General features: G+C 55.8%; 27 protein-coding genes. 12 read left to right on the plus strand and 15 right to left on the minus strand.

Annotated elements, in window-relative coordinates:
* Positions 1–196 precede the first annotated feature (196 nt).
* A complete protein-coding gene (locus FHW71_RS23510; protein ID WP_008101823.1) occupies positions 197–1,177 on the plus strand; it encodes a LacI family DNA-binding transcriptional regulator in 981 nt (326 codons plus the stop codon).
* 1 nt (position 1,178) lies between these two features.
* Here FHW71_RS23510 and FHW71_RS23515 read toward each other — a convergent pair whose 3' ends face one another.
* On the minus strand, positions 1,179–1,781 hold the full coding sequence (locus FHW71_RS23515; protein WP_179453213.1) for a LysE family translocator: 603 nt from the start codon (positions 1,779–1,781) through the stop codon (positions 1,179–1,181).
* A gap of 60 nt (positions 1,782–1,841) precedes the next feature.
* On the opposite strand from FHW71_RS23515, the gene FHW71_RS23520 reads away from it, so the two are divergent.
* From FHW71_RS23520 to FHW71_RS23530, 3 genes are all read left to right on the plus strand, one after another.
* Positions 1,842–2,864, plus strand: coding sequence for a hydrolase (locus tag FHW71_RS23520; RefSeq protein ID WP_179453214.1), 1,023 nt, complete (start codon positions 1,842–1,844; stop codon positions 2,862–2,864).
* Positions 2,861–3,079, plus strand: coding sequence for a YheU family protein (locus FHW71_RS23525; protein WP_008101818.1), 219 nt, complete (start codon positions 2,861–2,863; stop codon positions 3,077–3,079). The genes FHW71_RS23520 and FHW71_RS23525 overlap by 4 nt, the downstream gene beginning before the upstream one ends.
* A gap of 61 nt (positions 3,080–3,140) precedes the next feature.
* The gene (locus FHW71_RS23530; RefSeq protein WP_008101816.1) at positions 3,141–4,010 is read left to right on the plus strand and encodes a phosphoribulokinase; all 870 of its coding nucleotides are present in this window, start codon (positions 3,141–3,143) and stop codon (positions 4,008–4,010) included.
* Positions 4,011–4,061: 51 nt separating this feature from the next.
* Here FHW71_RS23530 and FHW71_RS23535 read toward each other — a convergent pair whose 3' ends face one another.
* Complete coding sequence (locus FHW71_RS23535; protein WP_179453215.1) at positions 4,062–4,466, minus strand: OsmC family protein; 405 nt, start codon at positions 4,464–4,466, stop codon at positions 4,062–4,064.
* 304 nt (positions 4,467–4,770) lie between these two features.
* On the opposite strand from FHW71_RS23535, the gene crp reads away from it, so the two are divergent.
* The gene (gene crp / locus FHW71_RS23540; protein ID WP_003852956.1) at positions 4,771–5,403 is read left to right on the plus strand and encodes a cAMP-activated global transcriptional regulator CRP; all 633 of its coding nucleotides are present in this window, start codon (positions 4,771–4,773) and stop codon (positions 5,401–5,403) included.
* Positions 5,404–5,461: 58 nt separating this feature from the next.
* Positions 5,462–7,540, plus strand: a complete 2,079-nt coding sequence (locus FHW71_RS23545) for a YccS/YhfK family putative transporter (RefSeq protein WP_179453216.1) — start codon at positions 5,462–5,464, stop codon at positions 7,538–7,540.
* Here the strand turns inward: FHW71_RS23545 and FHW71_RS23550 are convergent.
* The 5 genes from FHW71_RS23550 to ppiA all read right to left on the minus strand — a co-directional run bounded on the left by FHW71_RS23550 (position 7,537) and on the right by ppiA (position 10,886).
* Positions 7,537–8,757 carry an aspartate aminotransferase family protein gene (locus tag FHW71_RS23550; protein ID WP_061719716.1) on the minus strand — a complete coding sequence of 407 codons (1,221 nt, stop codon included), beginning with the start codon at positions 8,755–8,757 and terminating at the stop codon, positions 7,537–7,539. The genes FHW71_RS23545 and FHW71_RS23550 overlap by 4 nt on opposite strands.
* Before the next feature lie 87 nt (positions 8,758–8,844).
* Positions 8,845–9,420 carry an aminodeoxychorismate synthase component II gene (locus FHW71_RS23555; RefSeq protein ID WP_179453217.1) on the minus strand — a complete coding sequence of 192 codons (576 nt, stop codon included), beginning with the start codon at positions 9,418–9,420 and terminating at the stop codon, positions 8,845–8,847.
* Positions 9,421–9,461: 41 nt separating this feature from the next.
* Complete coding sequence (locus FHW71_RS23560; protein ID WP_179453218.1) at positions 9,462–10,055, minus strand: putative adenosine monophosphate-protein transferase Fic; 594 nt, start codon at positions 10,053–10,055, stop codon at positions 9,462–9,464.
* A complete protein-coding gene (locus FHW71_RS23565; protein ID WP_008101805.1) occupies positions 10,045–10,215 on the minus strand; it encodes a YhfG family protein in 171 nt (56 codons plus the stop codon). The genes FHW71_RS23560 and FHW71_RS23565 overlap by 11 nt, the downstream gene beginning before the upstream one ends.
* Positions 10,216–10,313: 98 nt before the next feature.
* Positions 10,314–10,886, minus strand: a complete 573-nt coding sequence (gene ppiA, locus FHW71_RS23570) for a peptidylprolyl isomerase A (RefSeq protein WP_008101803.1) — start codon at positions 10,884–10,886, stop codon at positions 10,314–10,316.
* Between the two features lie 262 nt (positions 10,887–11,148).
* Between ppiA and tsgA the strand changes: the two genes are divergently transcribed.
* On the plus strand, positions 11,149–12,327 hold the full coding sequence (gene tsgA, locus FHW71_RS23575; protein WP_179453219.1) for an MFS transporter TsgA: 1,179 nt from the start codon (positions 11,149–11,151) through the stop codon (positions 12,325–12,327).
* 33 nt (positions 12,328–12,360) lie between these two features.
* Here the strand turns inward: tsgA and FHW71_RS23580 are convergent, their stop codons facing one another.
* Positions 12,361–13,644 carry a cytosine deaminase gene (locus FHW71_RS23580; RefSeq protein ID WP_179453220.1) on the minus strand — a complete coding sequence of 428 codons (1,284 nt, stop codon included), beginning with the start codon at positions 13,642–13,644 and terminating at the stop codon, positions 12,361–12,363.
* 372 nt (positions 13,645–14,016) lie between these two features.
* Here FHW71_RS23580 and nirB point away from each other — a divergent pair, with 372 nt between their 5' ends.
* The 5 genes from nirB to FHW71_RS23605 all read left to right on the plus strand — a co-directional run bounded on the left by nirB (position 14,017) and on the right by FHW71_RS23605 (position 19,646).
* The gene (gene nirB / locus FHW71_RS23585) at positions 14,017–16,557 is read left to right on the plus strand and encodes a nitrite reductase large subunit NirB (protein WP_179453221.1); all 2,541 of its coding nucleotides are present in this window, start codon (positions 14,017–14,019) and stop codon (positions 16,555–16,557) included.
* Positions 16,554–16,880: a nitrite reductase small subunit NirD gene (nirD, locus tag FHW71_RS23590; protein ID WP_179453222.1), complete on the plus strand. Its 327-nt coding sequence runs from the start codon at positions 16,554–16,556 to the stop codon at positions 16,878–16,880. The genes nirB and nirD overlap by 4 nt, the downstream gene beginning before the upstream one ends.
* A gap of 30 nt (positions 16,881–16,910) precedes the next feature.
* The gene (nirC, locus tag FHW71_RS23595) at positions 16,911–17,714 is read left to right on the plus strand and encodes a nitrite transporter NirC (RefSeq protein WP_179453223.1); all 804 of its coding nucleotides are present in this window, start codon (positions 16,911–16,913) and stop codon (positions 17,712–17,714) included.
* 45 nt (positions 17,715–17,759) lie between these two features.
* A complete protein-coding gene (cysG, locus tag FHW71_RS23600) occupies positions 17,760–19,124 on the plus strand; it encodes a siroheme synthase CysG (protein WP_179453224.1) in 1,365 nt (454 codons plus the stop codon).
* Positions 19,125–19,199: 75 nt separating this feature from the next.
* Positions 19,200–19,646, plus strand: a complete 447-nt coding sequence (locus tag FHW71_RS23605; protein WP_179453225.1) for a hypothetical protein — start codon at positions 19,200–19,202, stop codon at positions 19,644–19,646.
* A gap of 50 nt (positions 19,647–19,696) precedes the next feature.
* Here FHW71_RS23605 and trpS read toward each other — a convergent pair whose 3' ends face one another.
* The 7 genes from trpS to aroK form a co-directional block, all read right to left on the minus strand.
* Complete coding sequence (trpS, locus tag FHW71_RS23610; protein ID WP_008107881.1) at positions 19,697–20,701, minus strand: tryptophan--tRNA ligase; 1,005 nt, start codon at positions 20,699–20,701, stop codon at positions 19,697–19,699.
* A gap of 15 nt (positions 20,702–20,716) precedes the next feature.
* Positions 20,717–21,394, minus strand: a complete 678-nt coding sequence (locus FHW71_RS23615; RefSeq protein ID WP_061719727.1) for a phosphoglycolate phosphatase — start codon at positions 21,392–21,394, stop codon at positions 20,717–20,719.
* On the minus strand, positions 21,378–22,061 hold the full coding sequence (gene rpe, locus FHW71_RS23620; protein WP_008107883.1) for a ribulose-phosphate 3-epimerase: 684 nt from the start codon (positions 22,059–22,061) through the stop codon (positions 21,378–21,380). The genes FHW71_RS23615 and rpe overlap by 17 nt, the downstream gene beginning before the upstream one ends.
* Before the next feature lie 65 nt (positions 22,062–22,126).
* Positions 22,127–22,939, minus strand: a complete 813-nt coding sequence (gene dam, locus FHW71_RS23625; protein WP_008107884.1) for an adenine-specific DNA-methyltransferase — start codon at positions 22,937–22,939, stop codon at positions 22,127–22,129.
* Positions 22,940–23,036: 97 nt separating this feature from the next.
* Positions 23,037–24,074 carry an SPOR domain-containing protein gene (locus FHW71_RS23630; RefSeq protein ID WP_179453226.1) on the minus strand — a complete coding sequence of 346 codons (1,038 nt, stop codon included), beginning with the start codon at positions 24,072–24,074 and terminating at the stop codon, positions 23,037–23,039.
* 61 nt (positions 24,075–24,135) lie between these two features.
* The gene (gene aroB / locus FHW71_RS23635) at positions 24,136–25,224 is read right to left on the minus strand and encodes a 3-dehydroquinate synthase (RefSeq protein ID WP_179453227.1); all 1,089 of its coding nucleotides are present in this window, start codon (positions 25,222–25,224) and stop codon (positions 24,136–24,138) included.
* A 39-nt stretch (positions 25,225–25,263) separates the two neighbouring features.
* Positions 25,264–25,785, minus strand: coding sequence for a shikimate kinase AroK (gene aroK / locus FHW71_RS23640; protein WP_008107887.1), 522 nt, complete (start codon positions 25,783–25,785; stop codon positions 25,264–25,266).
* Positions 25,786–26,145 lie beyond the last annotated feature (360 nt).

Raw genomic sequence — 26,145 nt, forward strand, 5'->3', positions numbered from 1 at the left:
CAGCAAGAGTAATTTCATAAAGGAATTAAAAATTATCCCTAATGACGATCCGTTCTTAGATCAACATCGGGCAAGGCTATGCAGAAAGTGCAAATGGAAAGAAAAGGGAAATCGGTAAATATGTCACGCGCTCACATAGCAGCTGTGATATTGATAGACATCTCATTTTTCACTCTTAACGAGCGGTCCTGAATCCATGTCGATTGAGAAAGTCGCGCACCTGGCTGGCGTGTCCAAAGCCACCGTTTCACGGGTATTGAACCAGAATCCCGGCGTGCGCCCGGATACGCGCGCCAAAGTGCTGGCGGCCATCGACATCTGCGACTATCAGCCCAACTTACTGGCGCGCCAGCTACGCACCTCGCAAAGCCATATGTTGTTAGTGCTGATCCCTGACATCACCAATCCGTTCTGCTCGCGCGTGGTTCAGGGCATTGAAGCCGAAGCGGAAGCGCAGGGTTACCATATTCTGCTGTGTAACTCAGGATCGCAGCTGCGGCGCGAAGCGGCCTACATCGCCCTGCTCACCGGCAAAGTGGTCGACGGCGTGATCACCATGGATGCCGCCAGCAGTTTGCAGGAGCTAAAGGAATTGATTGGCGATGCGCCTTGGGTGCAGTGCGCCGAATACGATCCGGCGATCGCCGCCTCAAGCGTGGCGATTGATAATAAAGAAGCGGCTTTCGAAACCGTGCGTTATCTGGCGAGCAAAGGCCGACGCCGTATTGCGCTGGTCAACTGTGATATGCGCTACCTCTATTCGCATAAGCGTGAAGAGGGATATCGCGCGGCGCTGGAGCAACTCGAACTCAGCTGGTGCGGCGTGGCCTACGCCGAGAATGTCACCTGCGAGTCGGGCAGTGCGGCCTTGCGCGAACTGCTGACGCAGCCGGAACGGCCGGATGCAGTGTTTGCGGTGTCGGATGTGTTGGCGGTTGGCGTAATACACGCAGCGCTGGAAGCGGGTTTACGCGTGCCGGAAGATTTAGCGGTGGTGGGATTTGATGGCATCAACTTTACCAGCAGCCTGAATCCACCGCTGACGACGATTGAGCAGCCGATGAATCGCATGGGTGTGCGCAGCGTACAGCTGCTGCTGCAACGCATCCGCCAGCCCAACTCGTCGGTAGTACATGAAGTGTTGCCGTGGAAGCGCGTTGAACGCGCTTCCAGTTAACTCAGCGCCAAATCAGCAATACGCACGCAGCGGTGAGCAAGCCCATCGCCAGATTGAACATTTTCCACGCGCGTGGGCTGCGCAGCAGACGTCCAATCAGCGAGCCAAAGCCCATCCAAATCACCCCGGAAACCACATTTACCATGAACATGCCGAGGCTGATCGCCAGCACCGAATGCAGATATTCGCTGCCCGCCAGGCTGAAGCTGGCCACCGCACCGAGCGCCATAAGCCAGGCTTTTGGGTTGATTAGCTGCAGCAAGCCGCCTTGCCAGAACGGCATCTGCTTTACCGTCACATCATCGGTTTCCAGCTTTTCATACTCGGCACTGGCGATTTTCCACGCCAGCCACAGCAGATAAAGGCTACCGGCAATCTTCAGGACCAGATGCAGCGAAGGATAAAGCAGGATGAGGCCGCCGATGCCAAATGCCACCATCAGCAACATGACTTGCATACCAATCATGATACCAATGAGCAGCGGTATGGTGCGCAGGAAGCCAAAATTAGCACCCGAGGCGGTAAGTAACATATTATTGGGCCCGGGCGTGATGGCCGCGACCCAAAGAAAACCTAACATTGATAAAAAAAGACTCAGTTCCATGTATATTCGGGTGCTCCTCACCCAGTAAAGCGAACAACCCATCGAAGCTATCAGCGACTTATGCATCAGACAAGCCTTTACCAAAGCTATTTTGATCGCCCCAGCGGCGAGCGCTTTAAACCACTGCGCGGATTCAGTAACGCGCATCTGCAAACGCTGCTGCCGCGCATTCTGCGCCGCCGCGTCACGTTGCGTCCGCACTGGCAGCGTCTTGACCTGCCGGACGGCGATTTTGTCGATTTAGCGTGGAGTGAAGATCCGGCGCAGGCGCGTCATAAACCGCGCATGGTGATGTTTCACGGCCTGGAAGGCAGCTTTCGCAGCCCGTATGCGCACGGCCTAATGCAGGCGTGTCAGGCGCGTGGCTGGCTGGCGGTGGTGATGCACTTTCGCGGCTGCAGCGGCGAGCCTAATCGCTTAAAGCGCATCTATCACTCCGGTGAAACCGAAGACGCCACCTACTTCCTTAACTGGCTGCAGCGAGAATGGGGCAGCGTGCCGACCGCCGCTGTCGGCGTTTCGCTGGGCGGCAACATGCTCGCTTGTCTGCTGGGTCAGCAAGGTCACGATGTGCCGATTGATGCCGCCATCGCCATCTCAGCGCCGCTGGCACTGGAGCCGTGCAGCGGCAAACTGGATGTTGGCTTTTCGCGCTTCTATCAGCACTATTTGCTGACGCGGCTAAAAAAGAACGCTACGCGCAAACTGCACGCCTGGCCCGGCACGCTGCCGGTTGATCTTAGCCAGTTACGCGCTTTCCGTCGCTTACGCGAATTTGATGATGCGATAACCGCACGTGCGCACGGTTTTATTGACGCCAGCGACTATTATCAACGAGCCAGCGCGATGCCGCTGCTCACCGGCGTGCGTAAACCGCTGCTGATCATTCATGCGCAAGACGATCCCTTTATGACCGATGCCGTGATCCCGCAACCTGACCAGCTGTCAGCCTCCATTCAGTATCAGCTGACGCAGCAAGGCGGCCACGTCGGTTTCGTCGGCGGCACCTTGCTTAAACCGAAAATGTGGCTGGAACAGCGCGTGCCCGACTGGCTCTCAACCTATCTGGATGTTGAATTGTGATTATTCCCTGGCAAGAACTCGAAGCGGAGACGCTGGAAAACCTGATTGAAACCTTCGTGTTACGTGAAGGCACCGATTACGGCGAGCAGGAACGCAGTTTGCTGCAAAAAGTCGCCGACGTGCGCCGCCAGCTGGAGCGCGGCGACGTGGTGCTGGTGTGGTCGGAACTGCATGAATCGATCAATATTATGCCAAAGGGTGAATTCCGCGGCTGATGCGCCCCGCGGCAATTCGTGGTAACAATGCTCATCGCCGGACTTCACAGGGAGCTCTGTTATGTCAGCCAGGCATCCAATTATTGCCGTCACCGGTTCCAGCGGCGCCGGAACCACCACCACCAGCCTCGCCTTCCGCAAGATTTTCCAGCAGCTGAACCTGCATGCGGCGGAACTCGAGGGCGACAGTTTCCATCGCTTCACGCGTCCGGAAATGGACATGGCGATCCGCAAAGCGCGCGATCTCGGTCGCCACATCAGCTACTTCGGCCCGGAAGCCAACGACTTCGGCCTGCTTGAGCAGACGTTCAAACATTACGGCCAAACCGGCCTCGGCGAATCACGCAAATATCTGCACACCTACGATGAAGCGGTGCCGTGGAATCAGGTGCCGGGCACTTTCACGCCGTGGCAGCCGCTGCCGGAAAACACCGATGTGCTGTTTTATGAAGGCTTGCACGGCGGCGTGGTCACGCAGCAGCAAAATGTGGCGGAGCATGTCGATCTGCTGGTTGGCGTGGTGCCGATTGTTAACCTTGAGTGGATTCAGAAGCTGGTGCGTGACACCGGCGAGCGCGGCCATTCACGCGAAGCAGTAATGGATTCGGTGGTACGTTCGATGGAGGATTACATTAACTTCATCACGCCACAGTTCTCGCGCACCCACATTAACTTCCAGCGCGTGCCGACCGTTGATACCTCAAACCCGTTTGCCGCCCGCGAAATTCCGTCGCTCGATGAAAGCTTCGTGGTGATTCATTTCCGTGGTCTGGAAGGCATCGCCTTCCCCTATCTGCTGGCGATGATTCAGGGATCGTTTATTTCCCACATCAATACGCTGGTGGTGCCGGGCGGCAAAATGGGATTGGCGATGGAGCTGATTATGCTGCCGCTGGTGCAGAGACTGATTGAAGGGAAGCGAATTGAATAGGCTTGGTGCGGGCTGTGAAAAGGGAGGCATGAATGCCTCCCCTACGACCGATTACAACTCGACAACCTCATAGCTGTGGGTAATTTCCACGCTTTTACCAAGCATGATCGCCACCGAGCAATATTTTTCCGCCGACAAGTCAACCGCGCGCGCAACCGCTTTATCGCTCAACGCTTTGCCGCTGACAATAAAATGCAGGTTGATGGTGGTAAAAATGCGTGGCGCTTCTTCACGGCGTTCTGAGGTGAGCTTCACTTCGCAATCGGCCACATCGCTGCGCCCTTTTTGCAGGATCGAAACCACATCAATGGCACTACAACCGCCTGCGGCCATCAGCACCATCTCCATTGGACTTGGCGCTTTATCACCGGAATTACCGTCCATTAATACTTGATGGCCAGATGAGGATTCTCCGAGAAAGGTAAGACCTTCCACCCATTTCACTCGTGCCTGCATTATTCTCTCTCCTGAAGCGGCGGTTTTGCCGCCAGAGTACGCTTTCACCTGACAAACAGCAATCCAGAGTAATCCCCCTTCTGCTGAAGCGAGACAACACAAGACAGCTCGCAAAAGCTGTGCTACAAACAGTGCTGAAAATATTTTCGTCATCACAGACGAAGGCCGGAAGAATCAAAAGCGTAGCTTAAGAGTCCACCCGGAATAATTTTTCCTTTACTGGAAACGCTCGACGATTAAACCGCCTGACAGGGAAAAATGCCCCCTGTATTTTGGGCACGATTACAACAGAGGATAATAGCGAATGGTTCTCGGCAAACCGCAAACAGACCCTACACTCGAATGGTTCCTGTCCCATTGCCATATTCACAAATATCCATCCAAAAGCACGCTCATCCATCAGGGTGAGAAAGCGGAAACGCTGTACTACATCGTAAAAGGTTCCGTAGCGGTACTGATTAAAGATGAAGAAGGCAAAGAGATGATTCTCTCCTACCTCAATCAGGGAGATTTCATCGGCGAACTCGGTCTTTTCGAAGAAGGCCAGGAACGTAGTGCCTGGGTACGTGCGAAGTCTGCCTGCGAAGTGGCTGAAATTTCATACAAAAAATTCCGTCAGCTGATTCAGGTAAACCCGGATATTTTAATGCGACTTTCGTCGCAAATGGCGCGTCGTCTGCAAGTCACATCTGAGAAAGTGGGCAACCTTGCCTTCCTCGATGTAACCGGACGTATCGCGCAAACGCTGCTAAATCTGGCCAAACAGCCAGATGCGATGACCCACCCAGACGGGATGCAAATCAAAATCACCCGCCAGGAGATTGGTCAGATCGTGGGCTGCTCACGCGAAACCGTGGGTCGTATCCTGAAAATGCTGGAAGATCAGAACCTGATCTCCGCACACGGTAAAACCATCGTCGTTTACGGCACCCGCTAATTTCTTCTCACCCACGGCGTGATGGCAACATCGCGCCGTTTCTATTTGCGATGAGCTGATGTGGCGTCGAATCATCTATCATCCCGAAGTTAACTATGCGCTGCGGCAAACGCTGGTGCTGTGCCTGCCTGTGGCTCTCGGCTGGCTGTTTGGCGATCTGCAAAAAGGTCTGCTGTTCTCGTTAGTGCCTGCCTGCTGCAACATGGCGGGGCTGGATACGCCGCACAAACGCTTCTTCAAACGCCTGATTGTGGGTGGTTCGCTGTTTGCCACCGGCAGTTTCCTGATGCAAATCCTTACCGCCTACCAGATTCCGCTGCCGCTGATTTTGCTGGCGCTGCCGCTGCTGATTGGCGTGACCGGTGAAATCGGTCCGCTGCATGCGCGCTTGCTGCCCGCAACGCTCATCGCCGCTATCTTTACGCTCAGCTTAGTGGGACGCATGCCGATGTGGGTGCCGCCGTTGCTCTACATTGGCGGCACGCTGTGGTACGGCTTATTCAACTGGTTCTGGTTCTGGCTGTGGAAAGAGCAGCCGATGCGCGAATCGCTTAGCCTGCTGTTCCGCGAACTGGCGGATTATTGCGATGCCAAATACACCTTACTGACGCAGCTGACCGATCCGGAAAAAGCGCTGCCGCCGCTGCTAGCACGTCAGCAAAAGGCGGTCGATCTCATCACCACCTGTTACCAGCAAATGCATATGCTGTCGGCCAGCCGCGATAACAGCCACAAACGCCTGACGCGCGCTTTCCAGGTGGCGCTGGATTTACAGGAACACATCTCGGTGAGTTTGCATCAGCCGGAAGAGGTGCAGAAGCTGGTTGAAGAGAGCCACGCCGAAGCGGTGATTCGCTGGAACGCCAAAATCATCTCGGCGCGGCTGCGCGTGCTGGCGGATGCGATTCTCTACCATCAGCTGCCAGACCGTTTCCACATGGAGAAACAGCTCGGCGCGCTGGAGAAAATTGCGCGCCAGCATCCGGATAATCCGGTCGGCAACTTCTGCCTGTATCACTTCAGCCGCATCGCCCGCGTGTTGCGTACGCAGAAGCCGCTCTATACGCGTGACCTGATGGCCGATCGCCAGCGCCGTTTGCCGCTGTTACCGGCGCTGCGCAGTTATTTGTCATTCAAATCCACCGCGTTACGCACCGCGGCACGCTTCGCCGTGATGCTGATGTTTGGCAGCTCACTGGCGCTGTTCTTCAACATCCCCAAACCTTACTGGATTCTGATGACCATCATGTTCGTCAGCCAGAACGGTTACAGCGCGACGCGCGTGCGCATCCAGCACCGTGCGCTAGGCACCTTTGCCGGTTTGCTGATCGCCGCCGCCTCGTTACGGCTGGCGGTGCCGGAATCAATCACGCTGCTGTTTATGCTGGGGATCACGCTGGCGAGTTATCTGATCACGCGGAAATATTACGGCTGGTCGATGATTGGCTTCACCGTCACGGCGGTGTATTCGCTGCAGCTGCTGTCGCTCAACGGTGCACAGTTTCTGCTGCCGCGCATGATGGATACCTTGATGGGTTGTTTGATTGCCTTCGCCGGGATGATTTGGCTGTGGCCGCAGTGGCAAAGCGGGCTGCTGCGCAAGAACGCGCACGATGCGCTGGAAGCCTATCAGGAAGCGCTGCGAATGCTGTTAGGCCCGGAACAGTCGCCGGAGAAACTGGCATATCAGCGCATGAAGGTCAATCAGGCGCACAACGCGCTGTTCAACTCATTGAACCAGGCATCGAGCGAGCCGGGCTTTAACCTGCAATACCTGAAAGATATGCGCATGTGGGTCACGCACAGTCAATTTATCGTCGAGCATATTAACGCCATGACGATTCTGGCGCGTGAGCACACCATGTTGACGGCCAAGCTGGCGGAACGTTATCTGCAATCCTGTGAAATCGCGCTGCAGCGTTGTCAGCAGCGGCTGGCGTATGACGGGCCAGGCAACGACAGCAATATTCTGGAAGCGCCGGAGAATCTCAATGAAGGGCCGGTGACGATTGTCGAACAGCATGTGAAGCGGATTTTGCAGCACCTCAGCGTGATGCATACCATCTCATCGCTGGCGTGGAGCCAGCGACCACATCATGGTCGCTGGCTCAAGGTGTTACGTCCGAAAGCGGATTAAGCAGCCAGCACCTTTTCAATCGCGCTGGCGAAACGCGTCATGCCTTCAGCGATATCGGTAGGTTCAATCACCAGCGACGGCACAAAACGAATCACGTCGGTGCCGGCGGTGAGAATCATCAATCCTTCTGCGGCGGAAGCATTGAGGATGTCACGCGCCTTGCTGGCGAACTGCGGCTTCAGCGCGGCACCAATCAGCAGACCTTTGCCGCGAATCTCGCTGAAGATATCGAACTTACTATCGATGGCTTGCAGCGCTTCAACAAACTGCTGACGACGCGCTTCCACACCTTCCAGCACTTCTGGCGTATTGATGATATCCAGCGCAGTTTCAGCGATGGCACAGGCCAGCGGATTACCGCCGTAAGTGGTGCCGTGTACGCCTGGCGCCATTACTGAGGCGATTTCGTTGGTGGTCAACATCGCACTCACCGGGAAACCGCCGCCCAGCGCTTTCGCGCTGGTAATAATATCGGGCTTGATACCGTAATGCTCATACGCAAACAGTTTGCCGCTACGTCCCATGCCGCTCTGCACTTCATCGAGTACCAGCAGTGCATTATGTTCATCGCACAGCGCGCGCAGACCTTGCATAAACTCTGGCGTGGCCGGCATCACGCCGCCTTCACCCTGAATCGGCTCGACCACGATGGCGCAGGTGTGATCATCAATCACCGCTTTCACCGCATCGAGATCGTTGAACGGCACATGCACGATATCCGCCGGTTTTGGACCGAAGCCATCGGAGTATTTCGGCTGGCCGCCAACCGACACGGTGAACAGCGTGCGGCCGTGGAAAGCGTTATGGAAGGCGATGATTTTGCTTTTGAACGGGCTGTGTTTTTTGCAGGCGTAATAACGCGCCAACTTGAATGCCGCTTCGTTGGCTTCAGCGCCGGAGTTACCGAAAAACACCCGATCGGCAAAGGTCGCGGCAATCAATTTACTCGCCAGACGCAGCGCCGGTTCGTTGGTGAACACGTTGCTGGTGTGCCACAGCGTTTCGCCCTGCGCTTTCAGCGTTTCCACCAGCGCCGGATGACAATGGCCCAATGCAGTCACCGCGATCCCGCCAGAGAAATCGATATACTCTTTGCCCTGCTGATCCCACACTCGGCTGCCTTTACCTTTTACCGGCACAAACTGCGCAGGTGCATAAACAGGCAAAATAACGTTATCGAACGTTTCCCGGGTTACCGCTAGTTTTTCCGCTGCCATTGATGACCTCATCGGGTTATTTGTTGAGCTGATGTGAAAATATAATCACAAAATATGCATAAAAAATCACACGAAGGCAAACATAAGTTACGCGTTGAGGAAATTAGCCAGCAGCTGATGCCCTTGCTCACTGAGGATGCTTTCCGGATGGAACTGCACGCCTTCCAGCGACAAAGTGCGATGGCGGAAACCCATGATCTCATCCGGCTGGTCGTCGCGCAGGGTCCACGCGGTGACTTCAAACTCAGCGGGCAGCGTATCGCGCGCCACAATCAATGAGTGATAGCGCGTCACGGTAAGCGGATTATTCAGATCGCGAAACACACCTTGATTAGTGTGCTGGATCAGCGAGGTTTTGCCGTGCATCACCTGGCGCGCGCGCACCACTTGCGCACCGTAAGCTTGCGCAATCGCCTGATGCCCAAGGCAAACGCCGAGGATCGGCACGCGTCCGGCGAAATGGCGAATCGCCGCGAGCGAGATGCCAGATTGATCCGGCGTACACGGACCCGGCGAAATCACCAGATGCGTCAGCGGCAGCGCTGCCATCTCATCCAGCGTAATGGCGTCATTGCGCACCACGCGCACCTCCGCGCCCAGTTCGCAGAAGTACTGGTAGAGATTCCAGGTAAAGGAGTCGTAGTTATCGATTAGCAGCAGCATAGCGCCCTCAGGCCAGTAAAAGCGGCGCTATTCTACCCATTTTAGTTCGCCGGGCTCACCACTTTCGCAAACTGCGCGGTAAGCGGCGCCAGATCCCCCGCAACGCCAGCCGAAATTGCGGCGCGCCATTCATCGCGTTCGAGCGTTTCCCACGCAAGCTGATAACCGGCATGCAGCGCGAGCTGCTCAAAGAAGATGCGCTGCGCGCGGCCATTGCCGGCGCGGAACGGGTGCAGCACGAAGATCTCACAGTAGTAATGCGCGATACGCGCCACGAAAACTTCCTGCTCAAGGTCAGCCAGGCCGCGCTCTTCCTCCAGCGCCTGCATCAGCGTATTACCCTCTTTCTCAATGTACTCGCAATGACAATACGGCGTTTCATCACGCCAGATATCGATGGTGCGCAGTTCTCCCGCCCAGCTGTAGAGATCCTGAAACAGCGTGCGATGAATGTGGCAAAGACGTGGCAAACCGATGCTGCGCTGGCCGAGTTCTAACGTCGCCAGGCGCGCGGTGCTGAAAGCCAGTTCCGCTTTGCGCAGCTGGGCTTCGTCATGAATATCGAGACGATTCTTCAGCACGCTGTCGTTGTGCCACAGATAGGGATCGCGTACCGCTAAGCTGTTATCCGCCATATTGCCTCCTCAGTGACGCCAGGCGTTCTTCGGCATGTTCGGCCTCGATGAGCGGTTCACTGGACGTGTAACCGGCCAGGCGGCAGCTGGCTTGATAGCTCGCAGCACGGCGCTGCTGCCACAAGGTGGCTTTCTGTTTCTCGGTGAGTTTGCTGGTCATAGCGCCTCCGGCAAGCAGTGAGCCCTAAGTATAAGCAGCAATTTTTTGCTTTGCCGGAGTGCAAATGACGCGCCAGTGGAAAATGGCGCGTTTAAGAATTAAGGCAGGACTTTGGCGGAGAGGATAACAATCGGTTTTGACGGCACATTTTGGTACGGACCGACATCTTTAGTCGGGACCTGCGCAATCTTGTCGATTACATCCTGGCCTTTCACAACTTTACCAAACACCGCATACCCGAAATCACGCTGACCGTGATCGAGGAAGGCGTTATCGGCTACGTTGAGGAAGAACTGGCTGGTGGCGCTATCTTTATCTGCGGTACGCGCCATCGAAATGGTGCCGCGCAGATTACGCAAGCCGTTGTCGGCTTCGTTTTTGATCGGCGCTACCGTTTGCTTCTGCTGCATATCGGTAGTGAAACCGCCGCCCTGAATCATAAAACCAGGGATCACGCGGTGGAAAATGGTGTTGTTGTAGAAACCATTGTTGACGTAATCAACGAAGTTTTTCACCGAAACCGGGGCTTTCTGGTTGTTCAGTTCGAGTTCAATATTGCCCGCAGAAGTGGTGAGCAGCACATGTGGATCCCCTTTTGCGGCAAGCGCGGCAGAAGATACAGAAGAGAGCGCTAACAGGGCAACCGCCGCTGTCAAAGTACGTTTAAGCATGAAAGATTCCTTACCATGGAGAGCTAGCTCAAAAACGAGATTGATTGTAAAGAGCATGTGATCCAAGAGCCAGCGTTTTACCGATATTTACGCGGATGTTGCTATTGTCATACTTTTGCCGCCACGCAATCATTTGCGTGACGAAAATCACACTCTCAATGAAATATTTCCGCCTTGTTACACTCGTTGTTTATTAAGATCACAGCAACACTTACAATTCATGACACTTTTTGCCAATCTCGGCGCTTAACAGGTTCAGAACATGACAAACCGTAATCGCATTGGCCTTACCTGGATTAGCTATTTCTCCTATGCGCTCACCGGCGCACTGGTGATCGTTACCGGTATGGTGCTGGACAATATCGCGCAGTATTTCCAGCGCCCTATTTCAGAAATGAGCAACACCTTCACATTCCTTAATGCGGGCATTTTGGTGTCGGTGTTTCTGAACGCCTGGCTGATGGTGATTGTGCCGTTGAAGCGCCAGCTAATCTTTGGCTTTGTGCTGATGATCCTCGCCGTTGCGGGTCTGATGACCAGCCACGATCTCACCGTCTTCTCACTATGCATGTTCATCCTCGGCGTGGTTAGCGGCATCACCATGTCGATCGGCACCTTCCTGATCACCCATCTGTACGATGGCCGTCAGCGCGGCGCACGTCTGCTGTTTACCGACTCGTTCTTCAGCATGGCGGGCACCATCTTCCCGATCATCGCCGGTATTCTGCTGGCGCGCGCGCTGCCGTGGTATTGGGTTTACGCCTGCATCGGCATCATTTATGTGGCGATCTTTGTACTGACGCTGTTCATTGAGTTCCCGGTGCTGAAAAGCGAAGCGGCTAAGCCAGGCGTTGAGAAAGAGAAATGGGGCATCGGCGTGCTGTTCCTGTCGATTGCGGCGCTGTGCTACATCCTCGGTCAGCTCGGCTTTATTTCATGGGTGCCGGAATACGCCACCAAATCGATGGGCATGGATATCGCCGCTGCCGGTCAGCTGGTGGGTAACTTCTGGACCGCGTACATGGTCGGCATGTGGGTGTTCAGCTTCGTGCTGCGCTTCTTCGATCTGCAGCGCATCCTGATGGTGCTGGCCGCGCTGGCAACCGGTTTGATGTACTGGTTCGTCACCTCTCAAGACGCCAGCATGCTGCACTGGATCATTATGACGCTGGGCTTCAGCTCAAGCGCGATTTACACCACCATCATCACGCTGGGATCGCTGCAAACCAAGGTCTCTTCACCGAAGCTGGTGAACTTCATCCTGACCTGCGGTACCGTCGGCACCATGCTGACGTTCGTGGTGACCGGCCCAATCGTGGCACAAGGTGGCGCACATGCCGCGCTCTCTACCGCTAACGGTTTGTACGCCGTGGTGTTTGTGATGTGTGTTCTGCTCGGCTTTGTGACCAAACATCGCCAGCACGGCCACGTAACGCACTAAGTTTGACGGGCGGACTTCGGTCCGCCCTGCTCCTTAGCGTTTAAAGGTTACCGCTTCTTTTTCCGCTAAATAGATCTCGCTGCTGGCGGGCTGCGTGGCAGCCACCAACACACCTTTGCGCACTGAATAACGTACCGGCACCTGACGCCGCACCGCATCAAATCCACTCTCCGCCGGCAGAATAATCAAACTGGCATCATTACCCGCCTCAATACCGTAATTCGCCAGCTGCATGGTTTTGGCGCTGTTCGCGGTAATCAGCTGCAAGCCATTATCAATCTGCTCGTAGCCCATCAACTGGCAAACATGCAATCCCATATGCAGCACCTGCAACATGCTGGCAGTGCCGAGCGGATACCAGGGATCGAACACATCATCGTGGCCAAAGCAGACGTTGATATTCGCTTCCAGCAGCTCTTTCACTCGCGTGATGCCGCGACGTTTCGGATAGCTATCAAAGCGCCCTTGCAGGTGGATATTCACCAGCGGATTGGCGACAAAGTTGATATTTGAGAGCTTGAGCAGACGGAACAGCCGCGAAGTATAGGCATTATTGTATGAGTGCATCGCCGTGGTGTGGCTGGCGGTGACTCGCTCGCCGTTACCATCGCGATGCGCTAGCGCCGCCACGGTTTCCACAAAGCGCGACTGCTCATCGTCGATCTCGTCGCAGTGCACATCCACCAGCCGATCGTAGCGATTAGCCAGCGCAAAGGTTTTATGCAGCGACTCCACGCCATATTCGCGGGTGAATTCGTAGTGTGGAATCGCGCCCACCACATCCGCGCCCATACGCAGCGCCTCTTCCAGCAAGGCTTCCCCGTTGGGATAAGAGAGAATGCCTTCCTGCGGAAACGCCACAATCTGGATGTCGATCCACGGCGCCATTTCCGCTTTCACTTCCAGCATCGCCTTTAACGCGGTGAGCGTGGGATCGGAGACATCCACGTGAGTACGCACATGCTGAATACCGTTGGCGATTTGCCACTTCAGGGTTTGCTGCGCGCGCTGTTTCACATCTTCATGGCTCAGCAGCGCTTTACGCTCCGCCCAGCGTTCGATGCCTTCAAACAACGTGCCGGATTGGTTCCACGCGGGTTCGCCAGCGGTTTGCGTGGTGTCGAGGTGAATATGCGGCTCGATAAACGGTGCGCTCGCCAGCCCGCCCTCCGCATCCAGCGCATCCGGCTGGGCTGCAGTTTGCGGCGGCTGCGGACGAATCTGCGCAATCTTGCCGTTATCGATTTCGATCTGCCACAAGCCCTGCTGGCCCGCTAAGCGCAGGTTGTTGATCCACTTCAGTGACGGGTTTGCCATGCCGTACTCCTGTAAAACACAAAACCTAAAGCTAGCATGAAAAAGGGAAACCAACGTAGGGTCGCCGCGTATGGCGTAAGGCTTGTCAGTTAAGCGTAAATCGGTCGCCATGAATGACGACCCTACGGTGATTTTGTAGGGTGCGCATTCATGCGCACCTGGTTACATATGCAATTTATTGCTTAACTGAGCGGCATTACGCCATTTATGGCAACCAGAACAATAATCAACCAAATAAGTCACTTAACTAATTCTTTCAAAATCAGCCACATACCTCAAAATGGGTATATAGGGGCGCGCTTGATGTACATCAATAAGCGCCAAAAGCGCCGCGTTAAGGTAAGCGCAGATACCGCAATTTTTGAGGCAAGCATGAGCAAGCACAGTGTCGTTATTATTGGCAACGGCATGGTCGGCCACCGCTTTATAGAAGAACTTATCGACAAAGATCCATCCAGTGAGTTTGCGATAACCGTTTTCTGTGAAGAACCCCGCGTAGCCTATGACCGCGTCCACCTTTCCGCCTATTTTTCCCATCACACCGCCGAAGAACTCTCGCTGGTTCGCGAAGGTTATTACGAAAAGCATCAGGTAAAGCTGCTGCTTGGCGAACGCGCCATCACCATCAATCGCGACGAAAAACTGATTCACTCGAATACCGGTCGCGCGGTGCATTACGACACGCTGATTTTCGCCACCGGCTCTTATCCGTGGATTCCGCCGATAAAAGGCGCAGAAGGCAGCGATTGCTATGTCTATCGCACCATTGAAGATCTCAACGCCATTGAAGCCTGTTCACGCCGCAGCAAACGCGGCGCGGTGATTGGCGGCGGCCTGTTAGGGCTGGAAGCGGCAGGCGCGCTGAAAAACCTCGGCGTCGAAACCCACGTCATTGAGTTCGCGCCGGTACTGATGGCGGAACAGCTCGATCCTCAAGGTGGCGAGCAGCTGCGCCGTAAGATTGAGCAAATGGGCGTGCGCGTTCACACCGGTAAAAACACCCAGCAGATCGTCCATCATCCACAAGGCGGCAAAACGCTGGAGTTTGCTGACGGCAGCGCGCTGGATGTCGATTTCATCGTCTTCTCCACCGGCATTCGCCCGCAGGACAAGCTGGCTAAACAGTGCGGCCTGCAACTTGGCGCGCGCGGCGGTATCGCAATTGACGATCATTGCCAGACCAGCGATGCGCACATCTTTGCCATTGGTGAGTGCGCCGCCTGGCAAAACCGTATTTACGGTTTAGTCGCGCCGGGCTACAAAATGGCGCAGGTTGCCAGCGACCGGCTGGTTGGCCGCGATAACGCGTTTGCCGGCGCGGATATGAGCGCCAAGCTGAAACTGCTGGGCGTTGATGTGGGCGGAATTGGTGATGCGCATGGCCGCACGCCGGGCGCGCGCAGCTTCGTGTGGCTCGACGAGCAGAAAAATATCTATAAGCGCCTGATCGTCAGCGAAGATAACCGCACGCTGCTCGGCGCGGTGTTAGTCGGTGACACCAGCGATTACGGCAATCTGCTGCAGCTGGCGCTGAATAACATCACGTTACCGGAAAATCCGGCCTTGCTGATCCTGCCCGCAGGCAGCGGCGAGAAACCGGTGATGGGCGCTGATGCGCTGCCGGACAGCGCGCAAATCTGCTCCTGCTTCGACGTCAGCAAAGGCGATATTGTCAAAGCGGTGCAAGGTGGTTGCCACACCGTCGCGGCCTTGAAATCCGAAACCCGCGCCGGAACCGGCTGCGGCGGCTGTATTCCGTTGATTACTCAGGTGCTGAATGCTGAACTGAGCCGCCAGGGCATCGAGGTCAACAATCATTTGTGCGCGCATTTCCCTTACTCGCGTCAGGAGTTGTATCACCTGATTCGCGTGGAAGAGATCACATCGTTCGACGCGCTGCTGGCGAAATATGGCCAGGGCTACGGCTGCGAAGTGTGTAAACCGACGGTCGGTTCGCTGCTGGCGTCCTGCTGGAACGAATATGTGCTGAAACCACAGCTCGCGCCGCTGCAGGACAGCAACGACTTGTTCCTCGGCAATATTCAGAAAGATGGCACTTACTCGGTGATCCCGCGTTCGGCCGGTGGCGAAATCACGCCGGAAGGATTGATGGCGATTGGCGCCGTGGCGCGCCAGTACAATCTCTACACCAAAATCACAGGCTCGCAGCGTATTGGCCTGTTTGGTGCGCAGCGCGACGATCTGCCGGCTATCTGGACGCAGCTGATTGATGCCGGTTTTGAAACCGGACAAGCGTATGCCAAAGCGCTGCGCATGGCGAAAACCTGCGTCGGTAGCGTCTGGTGCCGCTTTGGCGTGGGCGACAGCCTCGGCTTCGGCATTGAGCTGGAGCATCGCTACAAAGGCATTCGCACCCCGCACAAGATGAAGTTTGGCGTCTCCGGCTGCACGCGTGAATGCGCCGAAGCGCAGGGCAAAGACGTCGGCATCATCGCCACCGAGAAAGGCTGGAACCTGTATGTGTGCGGCAACGGCGGCATGAAGCCACGTCACGCCGATTTGCTGGCCGCCGATCTCGATCGCGATACGCTACTGCGCTATCTCGACCGCTTCATGATGTTCTACATCCGCACCGGCGACCGCCTGCAGCGCACCTCGCTGTGGCTGGAAAGCATGGACGGCGGCATTGATTATCTGCGCAGCGTGATTATCGATGACAAACTCGGCCTGAATTCACAGCTGGAAACCGAGCTGGCGCGTTTACGCGCGGCGGTGGAATGTGAGTGGACCGCAACGGTGCAGGATCCACAACAGCAGCGCCACTTCAGCACCTTTATCAACAGCGATCGGCGCGATCCGCTGGTACAGCACATCAACCAACGCGATCAGCATCGTCCGGCGCAACCCGCCGAGCGCATTGCGGTCACTCTGATTGAGGAGATCGACGCATGAGCCAATGGCATTCGGTGTGTGAACTCAGCCAAATTCTGCCTGCGACCGGCGTATGCGCGCTGATCAACGGCCAGCAGATTGCTATCTTTCGTCCGCATGACGATGAGCAACTCTACGCCTTAAGCAATATCGATCCTTTCGCCCAGGCCAGCGTGTTGTCACGCGGCCTGATTGCGGAGCACCAGCAGGCGCTGTGGGTGGCAAGTCCACTGAAGAAACAGCGCTTCCGCCTGAGCGATGGCTTTTGTCTGGAAGACGAAGCGCACTCGGTGGCCAGTTATCCGGTGCGCGTTAGCGATGGCAAGGTCGAGATCTGCGCCTGACAGCATTCCTTCACTTTATGAGACGTCACTATGTTTACTGACACCCTGAATAAATGCGCCGCCAACGCGGCGCGCATTGTGCGTACGGCGCAGCACAGCCCGCTAGCCTTCTGGATCAGCTCGGCGATGGCGGGCGCTTACGTTGGCCTGGCGATTATCCTGATCTTCACGCTCGGCAATCTGGTTGATCCGGCTTATCGTCCGCTGCTGATGGGCGCGACCTTCGGTATCGCCTTAACGCTGGTGATCATCGCCGGTTCCGAGCTGTTCACCGGTCACACTATGTTTCTGACCATCGGCGTGAAAGCGGGCAGCATCAAGCAAGGCCAGATGTGGTGCGTGCTGCCGCAAACCTGGCTGGGTAATCTTGTCGGTTCAGTATTGGTCGCACTGATTTATTACTATGCGGCGGGTCCGCTGCTGCCGAATGCCGGATCGCTGCTGCACAGCGCGGCGCTGGCGAAAACCACGCAGTCAGCCATGGCGCTGTTCTTTAAAGGCGCGCTGTGTAACTGGCTGGTCTGTCTGGCGATTTGGATGGCGGTGCGTACCGAAGGAACGGCGAAGTTCATCGCCATCTGGTGGTGTTTGCTGGCGTTCATCGCTTCCGGCTACGAACACTCGATTGCCAATATGACGGTCTTTGCGCTGTCGTGGTTTGGTCAGCATAATGCCGACTTCACAATGAGCGGCATCGGCCACAACTTGCTGTGGGTGACGCTGGGCAATATGTTCTCCGGCATGGTGCTGATGGGCCTCGGTTATTGGTACGCCACACCGCAGGCGCAGCGCCCGCAGGCCGAAGCGCAAGCCGCGCCGCTCAAAACGGCATAACACTTTTTTCAGCCCGCCTCGCGCGGGCTTTTTTCAGGATGAGCTATGGACTACTTTCCGCTGCTTTGCCGCCTGCAAGGCAAACGCTGTTTGCTGGTTGGCGGTGGTGATGTGGCTGAGCGCAAAGCGCGTTTGCTGCTGGATGCCGGGGCCGCTTTGCACGTTGGCGCGCTGAATTTCTCCCCGGCGTTTCAACTGTGGGCGCAACAGGGAAAGGTGACCTTATTACCCGGCGCGTTTGATGAGCGCTGGCTCGAGGATTGTTGGCTGGTGATTGCCGCCACCGATGATGATGCGGTGAATCAGCAGGTTGGCGATGCGGCGGAGTTGCGTCGCATCTTCTGCAATCTGGTGGATGCACCGCAGGAAGCCAGCGCGATTATGCCGTCAATTATCGATCGTTCGCCGCTGATGATTGCCGTGTCGTCTGGTGGTCGCGCGCCGGTGCTGGCGCGTTTACTGCGTGAAAAACTCGAAGCGATGCTGCCACAGCATCTTGGTGAGTTAGCGTCATTAGCCGGATCGTTGCGCAATCGCGTGAAGCGTAGCTTTAACAGCATGGCGCAGCGGCGCGCCTTCTGGGAGCGCTTCTTCGTGAGCGATCGTCTGGCGCAAACCCTGGCGAATGGCGATCGGCCACGCGCCGAGCACATCGTCGAGACCTTGTTCGATGCGCCGCTGTCGCAGCAAGGCGAAGTGGTACTGGTCGGCGCCGGGCCGGGCGATGCGGGACTGTTGACGCTGAAAGGCTTGCAGCATATCCAGCAGGCCGATGTGGTGGTGTATGACCGCTTAGTCTCCGAGCCTATTCTCAATCTGGTACGCCGCGATGCGGAGCGCATCTTTGTTGGCAAACAAGCCGGCAATCACTGCGTACCGCAATCGCAGATCAACCAGGTTTTGCTTGAGCAGGCGCAGAGCGGCAAGCGCGTGGTGCGCCTCAAAGGCGGCGATCCCTTTATCTTTGGTCGCGGTGGTGAAGAGTTGGAACTGCTGGCGCAGCACAACATCCCGTTTAGCGTGGTGCCGGGTATTACGGCCGCATCGGGCTGTTCTGCCTACAGCGGCATTCCGCTGACGCATCGCGACCACGCGCAGAGCGTGCGTTTCGTCACCGGTCATTTGCAGCAGCACGGCGAAATCGAGTGGCGCAAGCTGGCGGCAGAGCAGCAAACGCTGGTGTTCTATATGGGGCTGGCGCAGGCGCCGGAAATCCAGCAGCAGCTGTTACAGCACGGCATGGATGCCGCAATGCCGGTAGCGATTGTGCAGAATGGCACCACGCCACAGCAGCACGTAGAGACCGCAACGCTGGCGGAACTGGCCACGCTGGCGCAGCAGTTTGCCAGTCCGGCTCTGATTATTGTTGGTCGCGTAGTGGAACTGCGTTCACAGTTACGCTGGTTCTGACACGGCAAAAAACTGTACAGCGCTGCGCTTTGTCGCCAGACTACAGGCCATCTTTCTCATCAATAAGGAGTTTCCATGCGCGTTGCTTCACTGGTTTGCGCGTTGTTATTGCCGTTGAGCGCGGTTGCTACCGCTGCACCCGTTACCTGGTCGAACGTGGTGGGTGAATGGCAAGTGGTGGCGGTAACGCCTAAGAAGGAAGTCGGTCAGCTGTATATCAAGAATGATCCACAGTTTATGGGTGCGCGCGTGGCGTTTAAGCCGAATGCGATAACCTGGACGCGCGGTACTGACGAGCGCAGCATCAATCCTTCTGTCGATAACTGCAACGCTAAACCGCGTCTCAGCGCCGCCAATGGCGCGGGCCAGGATCGTGATTTCACCTTCCGTTATGGCTTCAATGTGAGCTGTGGCAACAAAGCCTGGGGACCTGCACCAGGCGCGGTGATCAGCGTGCTGGCTGACGGTAACGCCCGCTTGTTCTGGGATGGCGCGGAACTGGCGTTACATCGCATCAAATAAAAAACGGCGGGTCATCATGACCCGCCGTTCTGTTCTATCCCGCTAGCCGCTTACGGCTGTGCGACAAAGCCTACCGCTTCGTACACTTTCTTCAGCGTTTCCTGCGCATGGGCGCGGGCTTTCGCTGCGCCATCACGCATCACCTGATTCAGCAGCTCTTCGTCGTTACGGAAACGATGATAACGCTCCTGCAGTTCGGTCAGCATGCCGGAAACCGCTTCAGCAACTTCACCTTTCAGGTGGCCGTACATTTTGCCTTCGAACTCTTGCTCCAACTGCGCAATGCTTTTACCGGTCACGCCCGAGAGAATATCCAGCAGGTTAGAAACGCCGGCCTTCTCTTTAACGTCGTAGCGCACCACTGGCGGCTCGGCGGAATCAGTCACCGCGCGTTTGATCTTCTTCACCACCGCTTTGGTGTCTTCCAGCAGGCCAATCACGTTGTTACGGTTGTCGTCTGACTTGGACATTTTCTTGGTCGGCTCAAGCAGCGACATCACGCGCGCACCCGATTTCGGAATGAACGGCTCAGGCACTTTGAACACATCGCCATACAGCGCATTGAAACGCTGGGCGATATCGCGGCTCAGCTCCAGATGCTGCTTCTGATCTTCGCCAACCGGTACCTGATTGGTTTGATACAGCAGGATATCGGCCGCCATCAGCACCGGATAGTCAAACAGGCCTGCGGTGATGTTTTCCGAGTAGCGCGCGGATTTATCTTTGAACTGCGTCATGCGGCTCAGTTCGCCGAAATAGGCGTAGCAGTTCAGCACCCAGCTCAGCTGCGCATGCTCTGGCACGTGCGACTGAACAAAGATGGTGCTTTTCGCCGGGTCGATGCCGCAGGCAAGATAGAGCGCTAAGGTATCCAGCGTGGCTTTACGCAGCGCGGTTGGATCCTGACGTACGGTGATGGCGTGCAGATCGACGATGCAGTAAATGCAGTGGAAATCATCCTGCATCTGCACCCACTGACGCAGCGCACCCATATAGTTGCCAATGGTCAGTTCACCGGAAGGCTGGGCACCGCTGAAAACGATGGGTTTGCTCATGTTATGTCCTGATAATCACAGCCCGATAGCGGGCAAAAGTTCGTCAAAAGAGTCGAGAGTTAAATCGGGTTGGCTTGTCGCAATCGGCTCACCGTAGTTGTAGCCAAATGTCATACCGATGTTCGGTACGCCTGCCGCCTGGGCCGCGAGAATATCATTGCGGGAATCGCCGACAAACAGCAATTGTCCCGGAAGTACGCCAAAATGGCCGAGGACGAGGAAAATAGCCGCCGGATGGGGCTTTTTCACAATTACGTCGTCACCGCCGATAATCTGCGTGAAATACTCAGCAATCCCGAGCGACTTCAACAGCGGCGCCACAAACGGTGTGGGCTTGTTGGTGACGATCGCCAGCGGCAAGCCTTTCGCCTGCAAGGCCGCCAGCGTCTCCTTCACCTGCGGGAACAGCGTGCTGCCCGCTTCTACCGTTTGCGCATAATACTTATCAAACAGCGCACGCGCATCGCGTTGCTCTTCAGCGTGCGGCTCGCGTCCCAGCGCCCAGGTCAGTGCGCGGGTCATCATCACGTCAGCGCCGTTACCAATCCAGGTCGAGGCCAATGCCAAACCCGGCGGCGGTAGCTGCAGATCGCTCAGCGCATGATCGATGGCTTGTGACAAACCGGGCGCGCTATCAACCAGCGTACCGTCGAGATCAAACGCCAGCGCGCGGATATCAGTGAAATGAGCCATTAACTTTCTCCAGTTCGCCACGCATCTCATCGATCACTTTTTTGTAATCCGGATGACCAAAGATCGCCGAACCGGCCACGAACATATCGGCACCGGCGGCAGCAATCTGGCCGATGTTATCGATCTTCACACCGCCATCCACTTCCAGACGGATGTTGTAGCCACTCTCATCAATCAGGCGACGCGCCTGACGCAGTTTGTCGAGCGTACCGGGAATGAAGGATTGACCGCCGAAGCCTGGGTTCACCGACATCAGAAGAATGATATCCAGCTTATCCATTACATAATCGAGGTAGTCGAGCGGCGTCGCAGGGTTGAATACCAGACCCGCTTTGCAACCGTGCTCTTTGATCAGCTGCAGCGTGCGATCAACATGCTCGCTGGCTTCCGGGTGGAAAGTGATGAAGGTGGCGCCTGCTTTAGCGAATTCCGGGATCAATGCATCCACAGGTTTAACCATCAGATGCACATCAATAGGTGCAGTGATGCCGTAATCGCGCAGCGCTTTCAGCACCATCGGCCCCATCGTCAGATTGGGAACGTAGTGGTTATCCATCACATCGAAATGGACCACATCACCACCTGCCGCCAGCGCTTTAGCTGTGTCTTCACCCAAACGCGCGAAGTCAGCAGCCAGAATTGAAGGGGCCAGTAAAAATTGTTTCATCCGATTCTCCCAATTTTGTGCGCCAGCCTGAGCTGGCGTAATGCCTTGGTCGCGGACGAAACAGGCTAGCGGAAAAGCGCCAGCAGTTCGTCGACTTGCGTGCGACCACTTATGCTTCGGCTGATGGAACGCCGGGCTTTGACTACGTGTAAATCCGCATTCTGATACCACTCACGCGTGAGCAGCGTATCGTGATTTGAAATCAGTACCGGGATGCGGTTTTGCTGCGCCAGCTTATTGGCCAGTTCCGCCAGATGCTGCTGCTCGCGCAGACTAAAACTGTTGGTGTGGTAAGCGGTAAAATTCGCTGTCGCCGAAAGCGGTGCATAAGGCGGATCGCAATAAACCACTGAGCCTTCAACGGCGTTGTTCAGAGTAACATCGTACGATTCACAGACAAAGGTCGCTTTTTGCGCCCGTTCGGCAAACCATAACAGCTCCGCTTCCGGGAAGTACGGCTTGCGATAGCGACCAAATGGCACGTTAAACTCACCGCGCAAATTGTAGCGGCATAGACCGTTATAACCGTGGCGATTGAGATACAGGAACAGCACTGCGCGCTGATATTCATCTTTGCTCGCATTAAAAGCGATGCGCTGCGCGTAGTAGGTTTCTGCCGTGTTGCCTTCAGCGTTGAAAAGCTGCCGCGCGTCTTCAATGAAAGCCGCAGTACGCGTTTTGACGATGTTATACAGATTGATGAGATCACCGTTGATGTCCGCCAGGTGATAGCGGTCATAATCGGTGTTGAGGAACACGGAACCGGCGCCGACAAAGGGTTCGATTAGACAATCACCTTGTGGCAAATGACGACGGATGTCATCAAGGAGCGGGTATTTTCCTCCGGCCCATTTCAGGAAAGCGCGATTTTTTTTCATGCTGTCGTGGTTATTACATCTTAATTATTGGCTGTGGTGAAACCGACAGCAGCTCTGCGCTTTAAACGGGGCCGCATGGTTGCGGCCCCACATCTCATTACTGACTTTCTTTCTTCACCTGGCTAAGCGGTTTTACCCACGGATTGGCTGCACGCACTTCCGCTGGCAGCGATGCCACGGCGCGTTTCGCATCGGCTGGCGTGGCGTAAGCACCGCTCACCAACACATACCAAGGCTCGCCGTTACGCGTGGTTTTATACACGTGATAACCGCTCAGGTTCTGTTTTCTCGCCCAGGCGTTCAGGCTCTCTTCTTTCGACGCGCCACTTAACTGCAGCGTGTAGTTTCCGCCCGAAGGCAGCGATTTGCTGGCACCGCTCGAACTGGCAGGCGCGGAATTACGCGTCGCGGTGGTGCGGGTGTTGTTCTCTTTCACAGGTGCCGGTTTGGTGGCGGCCGATGTTTTATGCGGGGTCGATGCGTGCGTCTCGCGTGTACCATTGTTGCTGGTGCGCGCGGGGGTTTCTGAACGCATGGCTGGCGGCGTAATCGCTTTACCGTTGCCGCTGACTGTGGCCGGCGCGGTTGGCAGCGAGCTATTGCCCTGCGCGCCTTGTGCTGCGGCATCGACAGAACCTTGCTGATTGTTCAGCGCAGTATTGAGATCGCCCGGCAGTGTGACGCGCTGCTGATTGGCTGGCGTATCGACAGGCGCAGCTTGCGTCGGCGTAGAGGAGACTGATGGCATCGAGATGGATTGGCCGTCGCTGCCCGCTGGTGCAGCCGTGCCCGCTGTGTTTTGCGGTGCGCTGCCATCAGCAGAAGGCGTGGCGTTTTGCTGGCCGCTCATGGACGTCGATCCCGAAAGGTCGATGTTCTTTTCGCTGCCACCGGCAGAAGGTGCCGCGCCATTATTTGCGGTATTGGTTGCAGGTTTCTTCTCGTCTGGGCCGGTTAATGCTGAACCAATCCCCAGCACTACCAACAGCAGAACCAAAATACCGATGCCCATCATCATATGCTGACGAGAAACCGGTACTTTCACTTTCGGCGCAGAAGACGATTTGCGTGGCCGCGTCGGACGGCGGTCACTGGCGTCAGGTTTTAACTCGTCTTCCGGTTTGAACTCATCCATTTAGCCTCCTCCGTAAAACGACGCGCTTCCCACACGCCGCATCACCACTCACTTCTAATAATCAGGGTTTCTGGCAATCGTTGATTGCTGCCAGCACCATATCATGTGCCACACCGCCACGCACTTCAGAGCGGCCAATAGCGAGAGGCAGCACCAGACGCAGCTCGCCCGCCAGCACTTTCTTATCGCGCATCATGTGTGGCAAATAATCTTCCGCCGCCATGCTCGCCGGGCCATGTACAGGCAAACCAGCACGCAGCAGCAGCGCGATAATGCGCTCGGTTTCAGCTGAGGTGAACTGCCCTAAACGTTCAGCGGTACGTGCGGCCATCACCATGCCAGCCGACACCGCTTCGCCGTGCAGCCAGTTGCCGTAGCCCATGTGCGCTTCAATCGCATGACCAAAAGTATGGCCCAGATTGAGCAGTGCACGTACGCCAGTTTCGCGTTCATCAGCCGCAACCACTTCTGCTTTCAACTCGCAGCAGCGACGGATGCAGTAAGCCAGGGCTTTTTCATCCAGCGCCAGCAGAGCATCAAGGTTCTGCTCCAGCCACTGGAAGAATTCGCCATCAAGGATAATGCCGTATTTGATCACTTCCGCCAGACCGGACGCTAATTCGCGCGGTGGCAGAGTGGCCAGGCAATGGGTATCCACCACGACAGACGCGGGCTGATAAAACGCCCCTATCATGTTTTTGCCGAGTGGATGGTTAACCGCGGTTTTTCCACCGACGGAGGAGTCAACCTGAGACAGCAACGTGGTCGGCACCTGAATAAAGCGCACACCACGCTGATAGCTGGCTGCAGCAAAGCCGGTCAAGTCACCAATCACGCCACCACCGAGTGCAATCAACGTGGTATCACGACCGTGCGGCTTTTTCAGCAGCGCGGTGAATACCTCGTCCATGACCGCCAGCGTTTTGTACTGCTCACCATCAGGCAAAATTACCTGATCTACCTTAATGCCGGCGTTGCTGAGCAGCGCTGACAGAGATTCAAGATAGATCGGCGCCAGTGTCTGGTTTGTCACCAGCATGGCATTGTCGCCTGCTTTGAGCGGCCAAAAAGAAGCCGGATCGTTAAACAGTCCGGCAGCGATGGTGATGGGGTAACTGCGATCCCCGAGTGAGACAGTGATCTTCTCCATGATGACCGATACCTATTGCTGAGCCCTCAGGGCGCTGGATTAGTTCTTTTCCAGCATGTTGATGATCTGATTGGCCACCACTTTTGCACTTTGATCGTCAGTGCGAATAGTGACATCAGCGATCTCTTCATAAAGCGGATTACGTTCACCTGCGAGCGCTTCCAGTACTTCGCGCGGCGGTGATTCAACCTGCAACAGCGGACGCTTTTTATCACGCTGGGTTCGAGCAAGTTGCTTTTCGATGGTGGTTTCAAGGTATACGACCACACCGCGGGCGGAGAGACGATTACGGGTCTCGCGGGATTTGACTGAGCCACCACCGGTCGCGAGGACAATGCCTTGCTTCTCGGTCAGCTCATTAATGATCTTTTCTTCACGATCGCGGAAGCCTTCTTCGCCTTCCACATCAAATACCCAGCCTACATCCGCTCCGGTGCGTCGCTCAATTTCCTGATCGGAATCGAAAAATTCCATATTGAGTTGCTGAGCCAACTGACGACCAATAGTGCTTTTGCCGGCACCCATCGGCCCAACCAGAAAGATATTGCGTTTCTCTGCCATTTTATCGGTATTACTAAGAATTCGTTGATGATACCCCGCGTTCAGCGTAGCTGGCGGGACAGGAACTGAGACCTCATGAGCGTTAACAAGAGTCAGACGGAAAATTATCTCAACACTCATGGCCGTTTGGCAACCGAATAAATTGCCCCCGGCGACCTCTTAACAGGACCGGTCTGTGGTTCGCGAGACGGTAACGCACCTCCGCTAATCCGCTATATTTCCTGCTACAGGCACGCTGGCCGGGGTCATCCACTGTAATCACTTACCGATGTAAGCACAGTGCATTCACTCATTTAACGTCTTACTGGAGCTCGAATTATTTTGGAGATATTTCTTTTGACGTCAGTATCGCTTGTGACC

This window comes from Enterobacter sp. Sphag1F (assembly GCF_014193275.1).
Lineage (GTDB): Bacteria > Pseudomonadota > Gammaproteobacteria > Enterobacterales > Enterobacteriaceae > Pantoea > Pantoea symbiotica.